We start from the raw sequence: 13,359 nt of genomic DNA on the forward strand, positions 1-13,359 counted from the left end.
TTTCAGTGACTTCCTTCGACACCTCCCCGCAACTGAACGTCTGGCGCGCACTGCTCGCTCTGGCCGTCGTGTTCGTGATGCTGACGACCACCGGCTGGACGGCCCTGCGCAATCAGCGGGGCGCCACGCCGCTCCAAGCCTCGCTCTCCGCCTGGGAGCACGGCCGGATCGGCGGGCACCGGCTGCCGGACCCGCGGTCCGAGCCGGCGAAGCTGGCCCGCTTCTTCACCTCGCTCACCGAGCAGGACCGTTCGACGCTGATCCGCGAGTACTCGCTCGCGGTGGGCAATATGAACGGCGCGCCGGTCGAGATGCGCTACCGCGCCAACCACCTCGCGCTCGCCCAGGCACGCGAGGTCGAGCGGGAACGCATGCACGACAAGCGCCTCACCGCGGCCGGGCAGCACGAGGCGGGGCGCAGGATGCACCGCTTCGAGGACCTCATGGAGCCGGGCCGTCACATCCTGGCCTTCGACCCGGAGGGTTCGGGCCGGGTGGCGGAGGTCTTCGGCGACCTGCGCAGGGCGGAGCGGGTCTCGGTCGTCGTCCCCGGCGTCGACACCGACCTGCTCACCTTCCAGCGCACCAGCCGGCCGTACTCGGCGCCCGTCGGCATGGCCAAGTCCCTGTACGCGGCCGAACGCAAGGCCGGCCCCTCGACCCGTACGGCCGTCATCGCCTGGGCGGACTACACGGCGCCCAGCGGACTCGGCATCGACTCGGCCACGGCGATGCGCGCCCAGGAGGGTGCCGTGCGGCTGAACGCCCTCGTGCGGGCGCTGCCGGGCCGTTCGCCGGTCTCGCTGTTCTGCCACAGCTACGGCTCCGTGGTGTGCGGGGTCGCGGCCCCCGCGCTGCCCGGCCGGGTGTCCGACATCGCGGTGGCCGGCAGTCCCGGCATGCGCGTCGAGAGGGCCGCGCAGCTGGACACCACCGCCCGGGTGTGGGCGATGCGCGACTCCGACGACTGGATCCAGGACGTGCCCTATCTGGAGGTCGGCGGGCTGGGCCACGGCGCCGACCCGGTGTCCTCCGGGTTCGGGGCGCGGGTGCTGTCGGCGGCGGGCGCGAAGGGTCACGCGGGCTACTTCGAGCCCGGAACGGCAAGTCTGTTCAATTTCGCAGAGATCGGCGTCGGCGCATACCGCTCGGTGCACTGCGCGTACGAAGACGGCGTCTGCCGTACCGGTTTGTCCGGCACGGCGTCGGCCTGACGCGCGTAGAGGCGAAGGAATTGCGGTCTGCTCGGGAGGGGGACGGAGGAGCGCGTGCCGCATACGATGAGCCGCATGGGTGACGTACTGGCCGGATTTCATGCCGCCTGGGAGTTCGAGTCCGACTCCGTGCTCATCCGCTACGAACGGGGGATTCGAACACCCAAACTCTTCCAGGCCCTCGGGGAACGTCGTGTGCCCCTGGAGGCGATCGCCGGAGTGACGCTGACGCGCGGGAGACGGGGCACGGTCGTGCTGCGCGTCGAGCCGCGCCCCGGGGCGGACCCCTTGATGGAGGCGGCCGCGGGGCAGTTGAAGGAGAGCGTCGATCCCTACCGGCTGGTGCTGCCGGCCGACCGGGAGGTCCTCGCGGAGTACTACGCCGACGAGCTGCGGACGCTGCTCACGGAGTCCGGGCCGTCCGAGCGGTTCCTCGTGCCGCCGCCCGAGGGGCCGTTGTCGTTCAAGGCGTACGACGGCAAGGCGTCCTTCGACGGGCGGACCGTGAACTTCCGGTGGTTCTGGACGGGCGCGTCCTCGGCGAAGTGGAAGGCCGGCGACCAGAGCTTCTCCGTCGGAGAGCTGAACGGGGTGGAATGGCGCTCGCCGGAGGTGTTCGAGGGGCATCTGCGGCTGCTGCGGCGGGACGAGGCGGCGGCGTCCGCCGCACAGGCCGACCAGGACCCGGCCGCGGTGGTGTTCGGGCTGGGATACGGGCCCGTTCACGAGTCCCTGCCGTTCGCCGCGGCGGTGCTGGCGGCCGTGCGGACGTCCAGTCCGGTGGCGGCGGTGTCCGCCGCCGCGCCGCGGCGTGATCCCGCGGACATCGCCGAGCGGATTCGTCACCTGGGTGAGTTGCATCAGGCCGGTCTGGTGACGGATGAGGAGTTTTCGGTCAAAAAGGCCGAGTTGTTGGCGGAGCTCTAGCTGCCGGGAGTTCGCCGCGGGCGGGCGCGGGTGCGTGCGTGGTGGATCGCGCCCACGCGGCGGAGCCGCACATCGACACGGCCCCGCGCCCCCGGGGGGCTTTCCCCTACTCCCTGCCGGCCGAGGTGAACGCCATGTCCGCGTAGCGGTCGCCCGCCACCTGGGCGGCTATGCCGTCCAGCAGCTCCAGTTGCTCGTCGGTCAGGACGATCCCGGTCGCCGCCGTGTTCTCCTCCACCCTGCCGGGCTTGCGGGTGCCCGGGATCGGGATGACCGGGAGGTCGTGGATCGTCGCCTGCTGCTGGGCCCAGGCCAGGGCGATCTGACCGAGGGTCGCGTCGTGGGCCTTGGCCACCGAGCGGATCAGCTCCAGCAGGGTCGCGTTCGCCGTGGCGTTCTCCCCCGTGAAGCGGGGCTGCCGGCGGCGGAAGTCATCGGCGCTCAGGTCCTGGTCGGCGTCGGTGAAGGAGCCGGTGAGGAAGCCGCGGCCGAGGGGCGAGTACGCGACGAGGGCCACGCCCAGCTCGCGGGCGGCGGGGACGACGTGCGTCTCGATGTCGCGGCTGAACAGCGACCACTCCGACTGCACGGCGGCGATGGGGTGGACGGCGTGGGCGGCACGCAGTTCACCGGCCGTGACCTCGCTCAGGCCGAGGTGCTTGACCTTGCCCTCGCGGACCAGGTCGGCCATGGTGCCGACGCTCTCCTCGATCGGCACGTTCACATCGCGCCGGTGCATGTAGTAGAGGTCGATGGCCTCGACGTCCAGGCGCTTCAGGCTCGCCTCGACGGCCTGCCGGATGTAGGGCGGGTCGTTGCGGACGATGCGGCGCGTCGGGTCGTCCGGCGGTATGGACAGGGCGAACTTGGTCGCGATGACGACCTCGTCGCGGTGGGCCTTGAAGAACGGCGACAGGAACCGCTCGTTCTCACCGGCGCCGTACGCGTCGGCCGTGTCGTACAGGGTGACGCCGAGTTCGAGTGCCCGCTCCAGGGTGGCGCGGGACGCGTCCGCGTCCGCGGGGCCGTAGGCGAAGCTCATGCCCATGCAGCCGAGGCCCTGGACGCTCACCTCGGGACCGTGGTCGCCGAGCTTCGTCGTCGTGATCTTGCCGTCCGTCATCAGGACCTCTCCGACGCCAGGGCACGCCCGGCGTCCGCGTAGAAACTGATCTTCCGGTCGAGCACGGCGAGCGTGCCCCGGAGTTCGTCGATCCTGGCCAGAACGTCCTCGCGGGTCGTCTTCAGCAGCTCGAAGCGCTCGCCGTAGGTGTGGTCGCCCTCGCGCACCAGTTCCGCGTACCGGACCATGTCCGCCACCGGCATGCCCGTCAGTCGGAGCTTCCCGACGAGGTCGAGCCAGTCGAGGTCGCGGTTGGTGTAGCGGCGCTGGCCGGTGTGGGAGCGGTCGATGTGCGGCATCAGGCCGATGCGCTCGTACCAGCGCAGGGTGTGTGCCGTCAGTCCGGTCAGGGCGACGACCTCGCTGATCGTGTAGCGGTCCTCGCCGTCCGGGCGCCGGTTCTGCTGCGGCGGTCCGGCGCAGGTGTCGGTCCTGGTGCCCGTGGTCTCCATCACCGTCATGACCCCAACGCTAGAACCTTGGAGTGCACTCCAAGCAAGCGCCGACGGTAAGAAATCGGCAGGACGATTCCTGATCCGGCTGGTTGGCGTACGGAGCCATGAGTGTCGCGCGTCGCCCCCCGCCCGAGGATGCCGGGGAAGTTCTGCGGCTGCGCAGGCACGCCGACTTCGCGGCGTGGTCCCCGCCGGCGCGGTGCCCGGCGCGTGCGGCTCACCGCCCCGGCGGAGGCCGAGCCGCTGTGCGTCTCCTTCGGGTTCCGGCCCAAGGCCGACCCCTTGCGGGAACTCACGCTCTGAGCGCATAGGCTCGAAAGCATGTCGCTGAAGAGCCTCGCGCTGATCGAGAACTGGCCGGTTCCCACCGCTGCGGCGGGTGTCGTACGAGCGGACGGCACCGTCCTCGGCACGCACGGCCCGGCCGGGCGGCGGTTCCCGCTCGCGTCGGTGACCAAGCCGCTCGCCGCCTACGCGGTGCTCGTCGCGTACGAGGAGGGGGCCGTCGAGTTCGACGACCCGGCGGGCCCCGCCGGGTCGACGGTGAGGCACCTGCTCGCGCACACCTCGGGCCTCGCCTTCGACGAGCACAAGGTCACGGCCCCGCCCGGAGAACGCCGGCTGTACTCCAACGCCGGTTTCGAGCAGCTCGGCGACCATGTGACGAAGGCCACCGACATCCCGTTCGCCGAGTACCTGCGGCAGGCCGTGCTGGAGCCGCTGGGCATGACGTCGACGACCCTGGAGGGCTCCCCGGCCAAGGACGGGGTGTCGACGGTGGAGGACCTGCTGCGGTTCGCGGCCGAGGTGCAGGCACCGCGCCTGCTGCATCCGCGTACGGTCGCCGACGCGATGACCGTGCACTTCCCGGGCACGAAGGGTGTCCTGCCGGGGTACGGCCACCAGAACCCCAACGACTGGGGGCTCGGGTTCGAGATCCGCGACTCCAAGTCGCCGCACTGGACGGGGTCCTCGTCGTCACCGCGCACGTTCGGACATTTCGGGCAGTCGGGGACATTCCTGTGGGTCGACCCGGACGCGGGCGCCGCCTGTGTGGCGCTGACGGACCGGGCGTTCGGCCCGTGGGCGATCGAGGCGTGGCCCGCCTTCACGGACGCGGTGCTCGCGGAACTCTAGGAGAGGCGCGGGGCCTCCCCCCTCAGGCCATCTCCCAGATCAGCAGCTCCGCGGCGGTCACGCCCTCGGCCTCCAGGCCCTCGGCGTCCGTGATCCGGGCCGCGTCGCCCGCGTGCAGTTCCTCGCCGTCCAGGCGGACGTCACCGTGGACGACATGCACGTACGTGTACGGCCCGTCGGGCACCGCCGTCCGCTCCCCCGGCCCGAGGCGCCGCACGTGCAGCATCGCGCCGGCCTCCGGGAGCGCGTAGGGCGTGGAGTCCGCGATGCCGCGGACGACCTCGTAGGACGGGTCGCCACCGGGCCGGAGCGGGGCCAGCCACATCTGAATGAAGGTCAGCGGCTCCGGGCCGTCGTTGCGCTCCACATGACGCACCCCGCCCGCCGAGCTGAGCCGCTGCACATCGCCGTGCCGGACGACCGACTCGTGCCCGGCGGAGTCACGATGGGTCAGCTCGCCCTCCACCACCCACGTCACGATCTCGGTGTGGCTGTGGGGGTGTTCGTCGAACCCGGCGCCGGGCGCCAGCCGCTCCTCGTTGCACGCGAGCACCGCGCCGAAGCGGAGGTTGTCCGGGTCGTAGTGGGAGCCGAAGGAGAAGGCGTGCCACGACTCGATTCCGGCCGCCGCGTCGCCGCCCCGGTAGCGCTCGCCCGCGCGCCGCATGTCCATCACGAAGTCCACGGTAGACCCGGCAGCCCACCTTCCCGTCCGGATAAGGCAGTCTTGTCCCGTGCCCGAACCCGAAACCGGCAAGAACGAAGCCGCAGCCCACGACGTCCATCCGCATGCCCCGACGCTGAAGCGGCTGGAGAAGTCCTCCGGATCGCTCGCCGCGCAGGCCATCGCGCGGATGGACGAGACGCTGCCCTGGTACCGGGCCATGCCCCCGGAGAACCGTTCCTGGATCGGTCTGGTCGCACAGGCGGGCATCGCCGCGTTCACCGAGTGGTTCCGGCGTCCGGACGCCCCGCAGGCCATCTCCACCGACGTGTTCGGCACCGCGCCGCGCGAGCTGACCCGGGCGATCACACTGCGCCAGACCGTGGAGATGGTGCGCACCACCATCGAGGTCATGGAGAGCGCGATCGACGAGGTCGCGGCCCCCGGCGACGAGCGGGTGCTGCGCGAGGCGCTGCTCGTGTACGCCCGCGAGATCGCCTTCGCCACGGCCCAGGTGTACGCGCAGGCCGCCGAGGCACGGGGTGCGTGGGACGCCCGGCTGGAGTCCCTGGTCGTGAACGCCGTGCTCAGCGGCGAGGCCGACGAGGGGGCCGTGTCGCGGGCCGCCGCCCTCGGGTGGAACTCCCCCGAGCACGTGTGCGTGGTGCTCGGCACGGCGCCCGACGGGGACAGCGAGCTGACCGTCGAGGCCATACGGCGCGCGGCCCGCCACGCCAAGCTCCAGGTGCTCACCGGGGTGCTCGGCGACCGGCTGGTCGTCATCGCGGGCGGCAGCGACAACCCGCTGGCCGTCGCCAAGTCGCTCATCGGCCCCTTCGCGGCCGGGCCGGTCGTGGCGGGCCCGGTGGTGCCGGACCTGCTGGCCGCGACCCGGTCCGCGCAGGCCGCCGCGGCGGGCCTCAAGGCGTGTTCGGCCTGGCAGGACGCCCCGCGCCCGGTCCTGGCGGACGACCTGCTGCCCGAGCGGGCGATGGCCGGTGACCCCTCGGCCCGTGAGCAACTGGTGGAGGAGATCTACAGACCGCTGGAGGAGGCCGGTGCCGCGCTCCTGGAGACCCTCAGCGTCTATCTCGAACAGGCGAGCAGTCTGGAGGGCGCCGCCCGGATGCTGTTCGTCCATCCCAACACCGTCCGCTACCGGCTTCGACGTGTGACTGACGTCACCGGCTGGTCACCCTCCGATGTACGCTCTGCGTTCACACTGCGGATCGCGCTGATCCTGGGGCGTCTGGTCGATGGAGATCTCCAGCCCTAGGGTTTTGTCGAAGCTCGACAAAACCCCTTCGTGTTCTTCGTCCTTGTCCTCACGGGCGGCCGTGCCCGTACCCAAGAGAGAGTGTGAGAGTGCTCGTACTCGTCGCTCCCGGCCAGGGCGCTCAGACGCCCGGCTTCCTGACCGCATGGCTCGACCTCCCCGGTGTTCGCGGTGCCCTCGAGGCCTGGTCGGACGCCGCGGGACTCGACCTGATCCGTTACGGCACCGAGGCAGACGCGGACGAGATCCGCGACACCGCGGTGGCGCAGCCGCTGCTGGTCGCGGCCGGACTGGTGTCCGCGTCCCTGCTCTTCGAGGACCCGGCCGACCTCCCGCGCAAGGTCGGCGCCGTCGCCGGGCACAGCGTCGGCGAGTTCACCGCCGCCTCGCTCGCCGGGGTGCTGACCCACGAGGAGGCGCTCCGCCTGGTCCGCACCCGCGGGCTGGCCATGGCGGAGGCCGCCGCCGTGACCGAGACGGGCATGGCCGCTCTCCTCGGCGGCGACCCGGATGTGACGGTTCCGCATCTGACGAAGCTGGGTCTGACCCCGGCCAACATGAACGGCGCGGGCCAGATCGTCGCGGCCGGCACCAAGGAGCAGCTCGCCGCGCTGGAGGCGGACAAGCCCGAGGGCGTGCGCAAGGTCGTCGCGCTGAAGGTCGCCGGCGCGTTCCACACGCACCACATGGCCCCCGCGGTCCACACTCTGGCCAAGGCCGCCGAAGCCCTGACACCCGGTGACCCGAAGCTCACCTGCCTCTCCAACGCGGACGGGCAGGCCGTCCCCGGCGGCGCCGAGGTGCTGGAGCGTCTGGTCGGCCAGGTCGCCAACCCGGTCCGCTGGGATCAGTGCATGGAGACCTTCAAGGAGCTCGGCGTCACCGCCCTGATCGAGGTGTGCCCCGGCGGCACCCTCACCGGTCTCGCCAAGCGGGCCCTGCCCGGGGTGAAGACGCTGGCCCTGAAGTCCCCCGCCGACCTCGACGCCGCCCGCGCGCTCATCGCCGAGCAGAGTGCCTGAGAAGGAGCCCGAGAGCATGGCGAAGATCAAGCCCAGCAAGGGCGCCCCGTACGCGCGCATCCTCGGTGTCGGCGGCTACCGCCCGACCCGGGTCGTGCCGAACGAGGTGATCCTGGAGACGATCGAGTCGTCCGACGAGTGGATCCGCTCGCGCTCCGGCATCGAGACGCGGCACTGGGCCTCCGACGAGGAGACCGTCGCCGCGATGTCGCTGGAGGCGTCCGGCAAGGCCATCGCCGACGCGGGCATCTCCGCCGACCGGATCGGCGGCGTGATCGTCTCGACCGTCTCGCACTTCAAGCAGACCCCGGCGGTCGCCACCGAGATCGCCGACAAGCTGGGCACCGCCAAGGCCGCCGCGTTCGACATCTCGGCGGGCTGCGCGGGCTTCGGCTACGGCCTCACGCTCGCCAAGGGCATGGTCGTCGAGGGTTCGGCGGAGTACGTGCTGGTGATCGGCGTCGAGCGGCTGAGCGACCTGACGGACCTGGAGGACCGTGCGACGGCCTTCCTGTTCGGGGACGGCGCCGGCGCGGTCGTGGTCGGCCCGGCCCAGGAGCCCGCGATCGGCCCCACCGTGTGGGGCTCCGAGGGCGACAAGTCCGAGACCATCAAGCAGACCGTGCCGTGGACGGACTACCGCGACGGGACGGTCGAGAAGTTCCCCGCGATCACCCAGGAAGGCCAGGCGGTGTTCCGCTGGGCCGTGTTCGAGATGGCGAAGGTCGCCCAGCAGGCGCTGGACGCGGCCGGGCTCACCGTGGACGACCTGGACGTCTTCATCCCGCACCAGGCCAACGTGCGGATCATCGACTCGATGGTGAAGACGCTGAAACTGCCGGAGCACGTCACGGTCGCGCGTGACATCCGCACCACCGGCAACACCTCGGCCGCCTCGATCCCGCTCGCGATGGAGCGGCTCCTGGCGACCGGAGAGGCGAAGAGCGGCGACACCGCGCTCGTCATCGGCTTCGGGGCGGGTCTCGTGTACGCCGCGACTGTCGTTACCCTCCCCTAGGCACTCCGTGCCGGATCATGCGATCCGGCACGGGAGGAAACACCTGCCACACCCTCTGGAAATCTACGAAGGAGCGCCGACATGGCCGCCACTCAGGAAGAGATCGTCGCCGGTCTCGCCGAGATCGTGAACGAGATCGCCGGCATCCCGGTTGAGGACGTCCAGCTGGACAAGTCCTTCACCGACGACCTGGACGTCGACTCGCTGTCCATGGTCGAGGTCGTCGTCGCCGCCGAAGAGCGTTTCGACGTCAAGATCCCCGACGAGGACGTCAAGAACCTCAAGACCGTCGGTGACGCGACCGATTACATCCTCAAGCACCAGGCCTGATCAGCCGATCAGACCGCCTGGCTGACTGCCCCGCCACCCGGCGGTGGCGCCGCTTAATCCTCGGATCCGTTGGAGAAAGAATTCCCGTGAGCTCGACCAATCGCACCGTGGTCGTCACCGGTATCGGCGCAACCACACCGCTGGGTGGCGACGCAGCCTCTACCTGGGAAGGGCTGATCGCCGGCAAGTCCGGTGTCAAGCCCCTGGAGCAGGAGTGGGCCGCCGACCAGGCGGTCCGCATCGCGGCCCCGGTCGCCGTGGAGCCGACCGAGGTCATCCCGCGGCCGCAGGCCCGCCGACTGGACCGCTCGGCGCAGTTCGCGCTGGTGGCGGCCAAGGAGGCCTGGGCCGACGCCGGCTTCGAAGCCAAGGCCGGCGAGGACCCCGGCATCGACCCCGACCGGCTGGGCGCGGTCATCGCCTCCGGCATCGGCGGCGTGACGACCCTGCTCGACCAGTACGACGTGCTGAAGGAGAAGGGCGTCCGCCGCGTCTCCCCGCACACCGTGCCCATGCTGATGCCCAACAGCCCGTCGGCCAACGTGGGACTGGCCGTGGGCGCCCGGGCGGGCGTGCACACGCCGGTCTCCGCCTGCGCCTCGGGCGCCGAGGCCATCGGCTACGCCATCGAGATGATCCGCACCGGCCGCGCCGACGTCGTCGTCGCGGGTGGCACGGAGGCGGCGATCCACCCGCTGCCCATCGCCGCGTTCGGCAACATGATGGCGATGTCCAAGAACAACGACGACCCGCAGGGCGCGTCGCGTCCGTACGACACCGCCCGTGACGGCTTCGTCCTCGGTGAGGGCGCCGGTGTCGTCGTCCTGGAGTCCGCCGAGCACGCCGCCAAGCGCGGGGCCCGGGTGTACGCCGAGGCGGTCGGGCAGGGCATCTCCGCCGACGCGCACGACATCGTGCAGCCGGAGCCGGAGGGGCGGGGCATCTCGCACGCCCTGCAGAACCTGCTGGAGCGCAACGACCTGGACCCGGCGGAGATCGTGCACGTCAACGCGCACGCGACGTCCACGCCGGCCGGTGACATCGCCGAGCTCAAGGCGCTGCGGAAGGTGTTCGGCGACGACGCCGACCACTTCGCGGTGTCCGCGACGAAGTCGATGACCGGGCATCTGCTGGGCGGTGCCGGTGGTGTCGAGACGGTGGCGACCGTGCTCGCGCTGTACCACCGGGTGGCCCCGCCGACGATCAATGTGGAGAACCTGGACCCGGAGGCGGAGGCGAACGCCGACGTCGTCCGCGGTGAGGCTCGCAAGCTGCCGGTCGAGGGCCGCATCGCCGCGCTGAACGACTCGTTCGGGTTCGGTGGGCACAACGTGGTGCTGGCGTTCCGGACGGTTTGATCCTGAGCATGGAATGGCCCGAACTCCCTGAGGGGTTCGGGCCATCGCCGTTTCTGTGACGTCGTGTGCCGGGTGCGGGCAGGTGGGGGTTGTTCGCGCCCACGCGGCGGAGCCGCACGTCGAAAACAGCCCCGCGCCCCTGAGGGCGTTCACACCACCTGGTGCAACCAGCGGACCGGGGCGCCCTCGCCCGCGTACCGGAAGGGCTCCAGTTCGTCGTCCCAGGGCTTGCCGAGGAGTTTGCTCAGCTCGGCCTCCAGGTCACTCTCGCCGCGCTGGCTGCGCAGCAGCGCCGCGCGCAGCCGGTCCTCGGGGATGAGGATGTCGCCGTGGATGCCGGTGACGGCGTGATAGATGCCCAGGGCGGGGGTGCAGCTGTAGCGCTCGCCCTCGGCCGAGGGGCAGGGTTCCGCCGTGACCTCGAAGCGGAGCAGGTGCCAGCCGCGGAGCGCCGAGGCCAGCTTGGACGCCGTACCCGTCTGGCCCCGCCAGGAGAACTCCGAGCGCCAGGTGCCCGGTGCGGCCGGCTGGCGGATCCAGTCCAGGCTGACGCGGGTGCCGAGCACCCCGGCGACGGCCCACTCGACGTGCGGGCACAGCGCGCGCGGCGCGGAGTGCACGTACAGAACTCCACGTGTCGTCACCGGAACCTCCGGGCAGAGCGGGACATGGTGCAAACGGGCGGAACGGCTGTGACCGGGGGGTCACGTTGATGGCGAGGCTACCGTGCGGGGGCGCAAGGAGTGTGACGTACCGTCGGTCCAGGTGCCGGGAAACGCCCACCATTCACCCAGGGGGACGCTTGTACGGGTGTGAGCCGTTGCACCTGTTCGGCCGGGAACCCTCATGCGTTGTGATGGGTTGGAGGGACAGGCACGGCGTGGCGAGGGGATGGACCGGATATGCGGGAGCGAGGCCGTCGCACTCGGGGCGTTCTGGCCGTGGTCGCGGCGGCCGTGCTGGGTGCCGCCGGGTGTGATGCCGTGGGCGGTGACGCCGCGGCCCCGTCCGAGACGGCGAAGCCGTCGTCGAAGCCGACGCCCCTGTGGGACCGCAGTCCGGATTCCCTGGCCGCCGTCGGTGACTCCATCACGCGGGGGTTCGACGCCTGTGACGTGCTGTCGGACTGTCCGGAGGCGTCCTGGGCGACCGGGACGAGCCCCGAGGTCGACTCGCTCGCGGTGCGGCTGCTGGGGAGGACCGGGGCCGCCCGGCGGAGCTGGAACTACGCCGTGACCGGGGCGCGGATGGCCGATCTGCCCGGGCAGATGGCGCAGGCGGTGCGGCGGAAACCACAGTTGGTGACGGTGATGGTCGGGGCGAACGACGCCTGCCGGTCCACGCCCTCGGCGATGACTCCGGTCTCTGCCTTCCGCGCCGACTTCGAGGACTCCCTGCGCAGTCTGCGCGAGGCGCTGCCCAAGGCGCAGGTGTTCGTGGCGAGCGTGCCCGACCTGAAGCGGCTGTGGTCCGAGGGCCGCGACAGCCCGATGGGCAAGCAGGTGTGGAAGCTGGGCATCTGCCCGTCGATGCTGGGCGAGCCGGACGCCCTGGACTCGGCGGCGACCCTGCGGCGGAACACGGTGCACCAGCGGGTGGAGGACTACAACAAGGTCCTCAGGGAGGTCTGCGCCGAGGACGAGCGGTGCCGCTACGACGGGGGCGCGGTGCACGACTACCGCTTCGGCGTGGCCCAGTTGAGCCGCTGGGACTACTTCCATCCCAGTGTGAACGGACAGGCACGGCTGGCGGAGATCGCGTACCGCACGGTCACCGCGAAGACCCCCTGAGCCGGGCTCTGTCCTAGAGTTCCGCACATGAACGAACTCTTCGGAACACTTTCCGACGGGTCCCCGGTGCACCGCTGGACCCTGGAGCGGGCGGGTGTGCGGGTGCGGGTCCTGTCGTACGGCGGGATCGTGCAGTCCGTGGAGGTGCCGGACCGGGAGGGCCGGTCCGGGGACGTGGTGCTGGGGTTCCCGGAGCTCGACGGGTATCTCGCCCACCCGGAGCCGTACCTCGGCGCCCTCGTCGGGCGCTACGCCAACCGGATCGCCGGCGGCCGGTTCACCCTGGACGGGCGGACGTACGCACTGGAACCGAACAACGGGCCGAACTCGCTGCACGGTGGGGCGCGCGGCTTCGACAAGCGGGTGTGGCGGGCGGAGCCCGTCGCGCACGGCGTGCGGCTGACGCGGGTCAGCCCGCACGGCGAGGAGGGATTCCCGGGGCGGCTGGAGGTCTCGGCGACGTACACGCTCGACGAGGGCGGGGCGCTGCGGATCGCGTACGAGGCGGTGACGGACGCGCCGACCGTGGTGAACCTGACCAACCACAGCTACTTCGACCTGTCGGGTTCCGGTGACGCGGGCGGCCACGAGCTGCGGCTGGCCGCCTCCCGGTACACGCCCGTCGACGCGGACCTGATCCCGGCCGGTGAGCCGGACGACGTGACCGGCACGCGTTTCGACTTCCGCGAGGCCCGCAAGACCGGTTCCGGCTACGACCACAACTTCGTGCTCGACAAGGGCGTGACGGACACCGCGGTGGCGGTCGCCGAGCTGCACGACCCGGCGTCCGGGCGGGTGCTGACGGTGGCGACCACCGAGCCCGGCCTCCAGCTGTACACCGCCGACCACCTGGGCGCGCCCTTCGCGCCCGGCGACGGCATCGCGCTGGAGACCCAGCACTTCCCCGACTCGCCGAACCGGCCGGACTTCCCCACGACCGTGCTGCGGCCGGGCGCGGTGTACCGCTCGGAGACGGTGTACGGGTTCGGCACCCGCTGAGGTGCCGGGTGGCCGACCGCGAGCCCCGGTCCGGAGGTCAGGTCCC

Annotated in this window: 14 protein-coding genes; 10 read left to right on the forward strand and 4 right to left on the reverse strand. The window is 71.4% G+C overall.

Features of this window, described 5'->3' with window-relative positions:
* The first annotated feature begins 5 nt into the window (after nucleotides 1-5).
* Together QNO09_RS11275 and QNO09_RS11280 are read left to right on the forward strand one after the other, a co-directional pair.
* Nucleotides 6-1,214 (forward strand): alpha/beta hydrolase family protein, encoded by a 1,209-nt coding sequence (locus QNO09_RS11275; protein ID WP_283969981.1) that lies wholly within the window; start codon nucleotides 6-8, stop codon nucleotides 1,212-1,214.
* A 66-nt stretch (nucleotides 1,215-1,280) separates the two neighbouring features.
* The gene (locus QNO09_RS11280; RefSeq protein ID WP_283970106.1) at nucleotides 1,281-2,141 is read left to right on the forward strand and encodes a DUF4429 domain-containing protein; all 861 of its coding nucleotides are present in this window, start codon (nucleotides 1,281-1,283) and stop codon (nucleotides 2,139-2,141) included.
* A gap of 106 nt (nucleotides 2,142-2,247) precedes the next feature.
* On the opposite strand, the gene QNO09_RS11285 is transcribed toward QNO09_RS11280, so the two are convergent.
* Both QNO09_RS11285 and QNO09_RS11290 read right to left on the reverse strand, forming a co-directional pair.
* Nucleotides 2,248-3,264 carry an aldo/keto reductase gene (locus QNO09_RS11285; protein WP_283969982.1) on the reverse strand — a complete coding sequence of 339 codons (1,017 nt, stop codon included), beginning with the start codon at nucleotides 3,262-3,264 and terminating at the stop codon, nucleotides 2,248-2,250.
* The gene (locus QNO09_RS11290; RefSeq protein ID WP_283969983.1) at nucleotides 3,264-3,725 is read right to left on the reverse strand and encodes a MerR family transcriptional regulator; all 462 of its coding nucleotides are present in this window, start codon (nucleotides 3,723-3,725) and stop codon (nucleotides 3,264-3,266) included. The genes QNO09_RS11285 and QNO09_RS11290 overlap by 1 nt, the downstream gene beginning before the upstream one ends.
* 315 nt (nucleotides 3,726-4,040) lie before the next feature.
* On the opposite strand from QNO09_RS11290, the gene QNO09_RS11300 reads away from it, so the two are divergent.
* Nucleotides 4,041-4,856, forward strand: coding sequence for a serine hydrolase domain-containing protein (locus tag QNO09_RS11300; RefSeq protein ID WP_283969984.1), 816 nt, complete (start codon nucleotides 4,041-4,043; stop codon nucleotides 4,854-4,856).
* A gap of 22 nt (nucleotides 4,857-4,878) precedes the next feature.
* Here the strand turns inward: QNO09_RS11300 and QNO09_RS11305 are convergent, their stop codons facing one another.
* Entirely contained in the window at nucleotides 4,879-5,532 is a 654-nt protein-coding gene (locus QNO09_RS11305; RefSeq protein WP_283969985.1) for a pirin family protein, read from the reverse strand.
* A gap of 58 nt (nucleotides 5,533-5,590) precedes the next feature.
* Here QNO09_RS11305 and fasR point away from each other — a divergent pair, with 58 nt between their 5' ends.
* From fasR to fabF, 5 genes are all read left to right on the forward strand, one after another.
* On the forward strand, nucleotides 5,591-6,796 hold the full coding sequence (gene fasR, locus QNO09_RS11310; protein ID WP_283969986.1) for a fatty acid biosynthesis transcriptional regulator FasR: 1,206 nt from the start codon (nucleotides 5,591-5,593) through the stop codon (nucleotides 6,794-6,796).
* Nucleotides 6,797-6,885: 89 nt separating this feature from the next.
* Nucleotides 6,886-7,818 carry an ACP S-malonyltransferase gene (locus tag QNO09_RS11315; protein ID WP_283969987.1) on the forward strand — a complete coding sequence of 311 codons (933 nt, stop codon included), beginning with the start codon at nucleotides 6,886-6,888 and terminating at the stop codon, nucleotides 7,816-7,818.
* Between the two features lie 16 nt (nucleotides 7,819-7,834).
* Nucleotides 7,835-8,836 (forward strand): ketoacyl-ACP synthase III, encoded by a 1,002-nt coding sequence (locus QNO09_RS11320; RefSeq protein ID WP_283969988.1) that lies wholly within the window; start codon nucleotides 7,835-7,837, stop codon nucleotides 8,834-8,836.
* Nucleotides 8,837-8,917: 81 nt separating this feature from the next.
* Complete coding sequence (locus QNO09_RS11325; RefSeq protein ID WP_030341284.1) at nucleotides 8,918-9,166, forward strand: acyl carrier protein; 249 nt, start codon at nucleotides 8,918-8,920, stop codon at nucleotides 9,164-9,166.
* Between the two features lie 86 nt (nucleotides 9,167-9,252).
* A complete protein-coding gene (gene fabF, locus QNO09_RS11330) occupies nucleotides 9,253-10,524 on the forward strand; it encodes a beta-ketoacyl-ACP synthase II (protein WP_283969989.1) in 1,272 nt (423 codons plus the stop codon).
* Between the two features lie 149 nt (nucleotides 10,525-10,673).
* Here the strand turns inward: fabF and QNO09_RS11335 are convergent, their stop codons facing one another.
* Entirely contained in the window at nucleotides 10,674-11,168 is a 495-nt protein-coding gene (locus QNO09_RS11335) for a DUF3145 domain-containing protein (RefSeq protein ID WP_283969990.1), read from the reverse strand.
* A gap of 258 nt (nucleotides 11,169-11,426) precedes the next feature.
* Between QNO09_RS11335 and QNO09_RS11340 the strand changes: the two genes are divergently transcribed.
* Together QNO09_RS11340 and QNO09_RS11345 are read left to right on the forward strand one after the other, a co-directional pair.
* Nucleotides 11,427-12,314: an SGNH/GDSL hydrolase family protein gene (locus tag QNO09_RS11340; protein WP_283969991.1), complete on the forward strand. Its 888-nt coding sequence runs from the start codon at nucleotides 11,427-11,429 to the stop codon at nucleotides 12,312-12,314.
* A 27-nt stretch (nucleotides 12,315-12,341) separates the two neighbouring features.
* Complete coding sequence (locus tag QNO09_RS11345; RefSeq protein WP_283969992.1) at nucleotides 12,342-13,313, forward strand: aldose epimerase family protein; 972 nt, start codon at nucleotides 12,342-12,344, stop codon at nucleotides 13,311-13,313.
* Nucleotides 13,314-13,359: the final 46 nt, after the last annotated feature.

The organism is Streptomyces sp. 378, assembly GCF_030124145.1.
Lineage (GTDB): Bacteria > Actinomycetota > Actinomycetes > Streptomycetales > Streptomycetaceae > Streptomyces.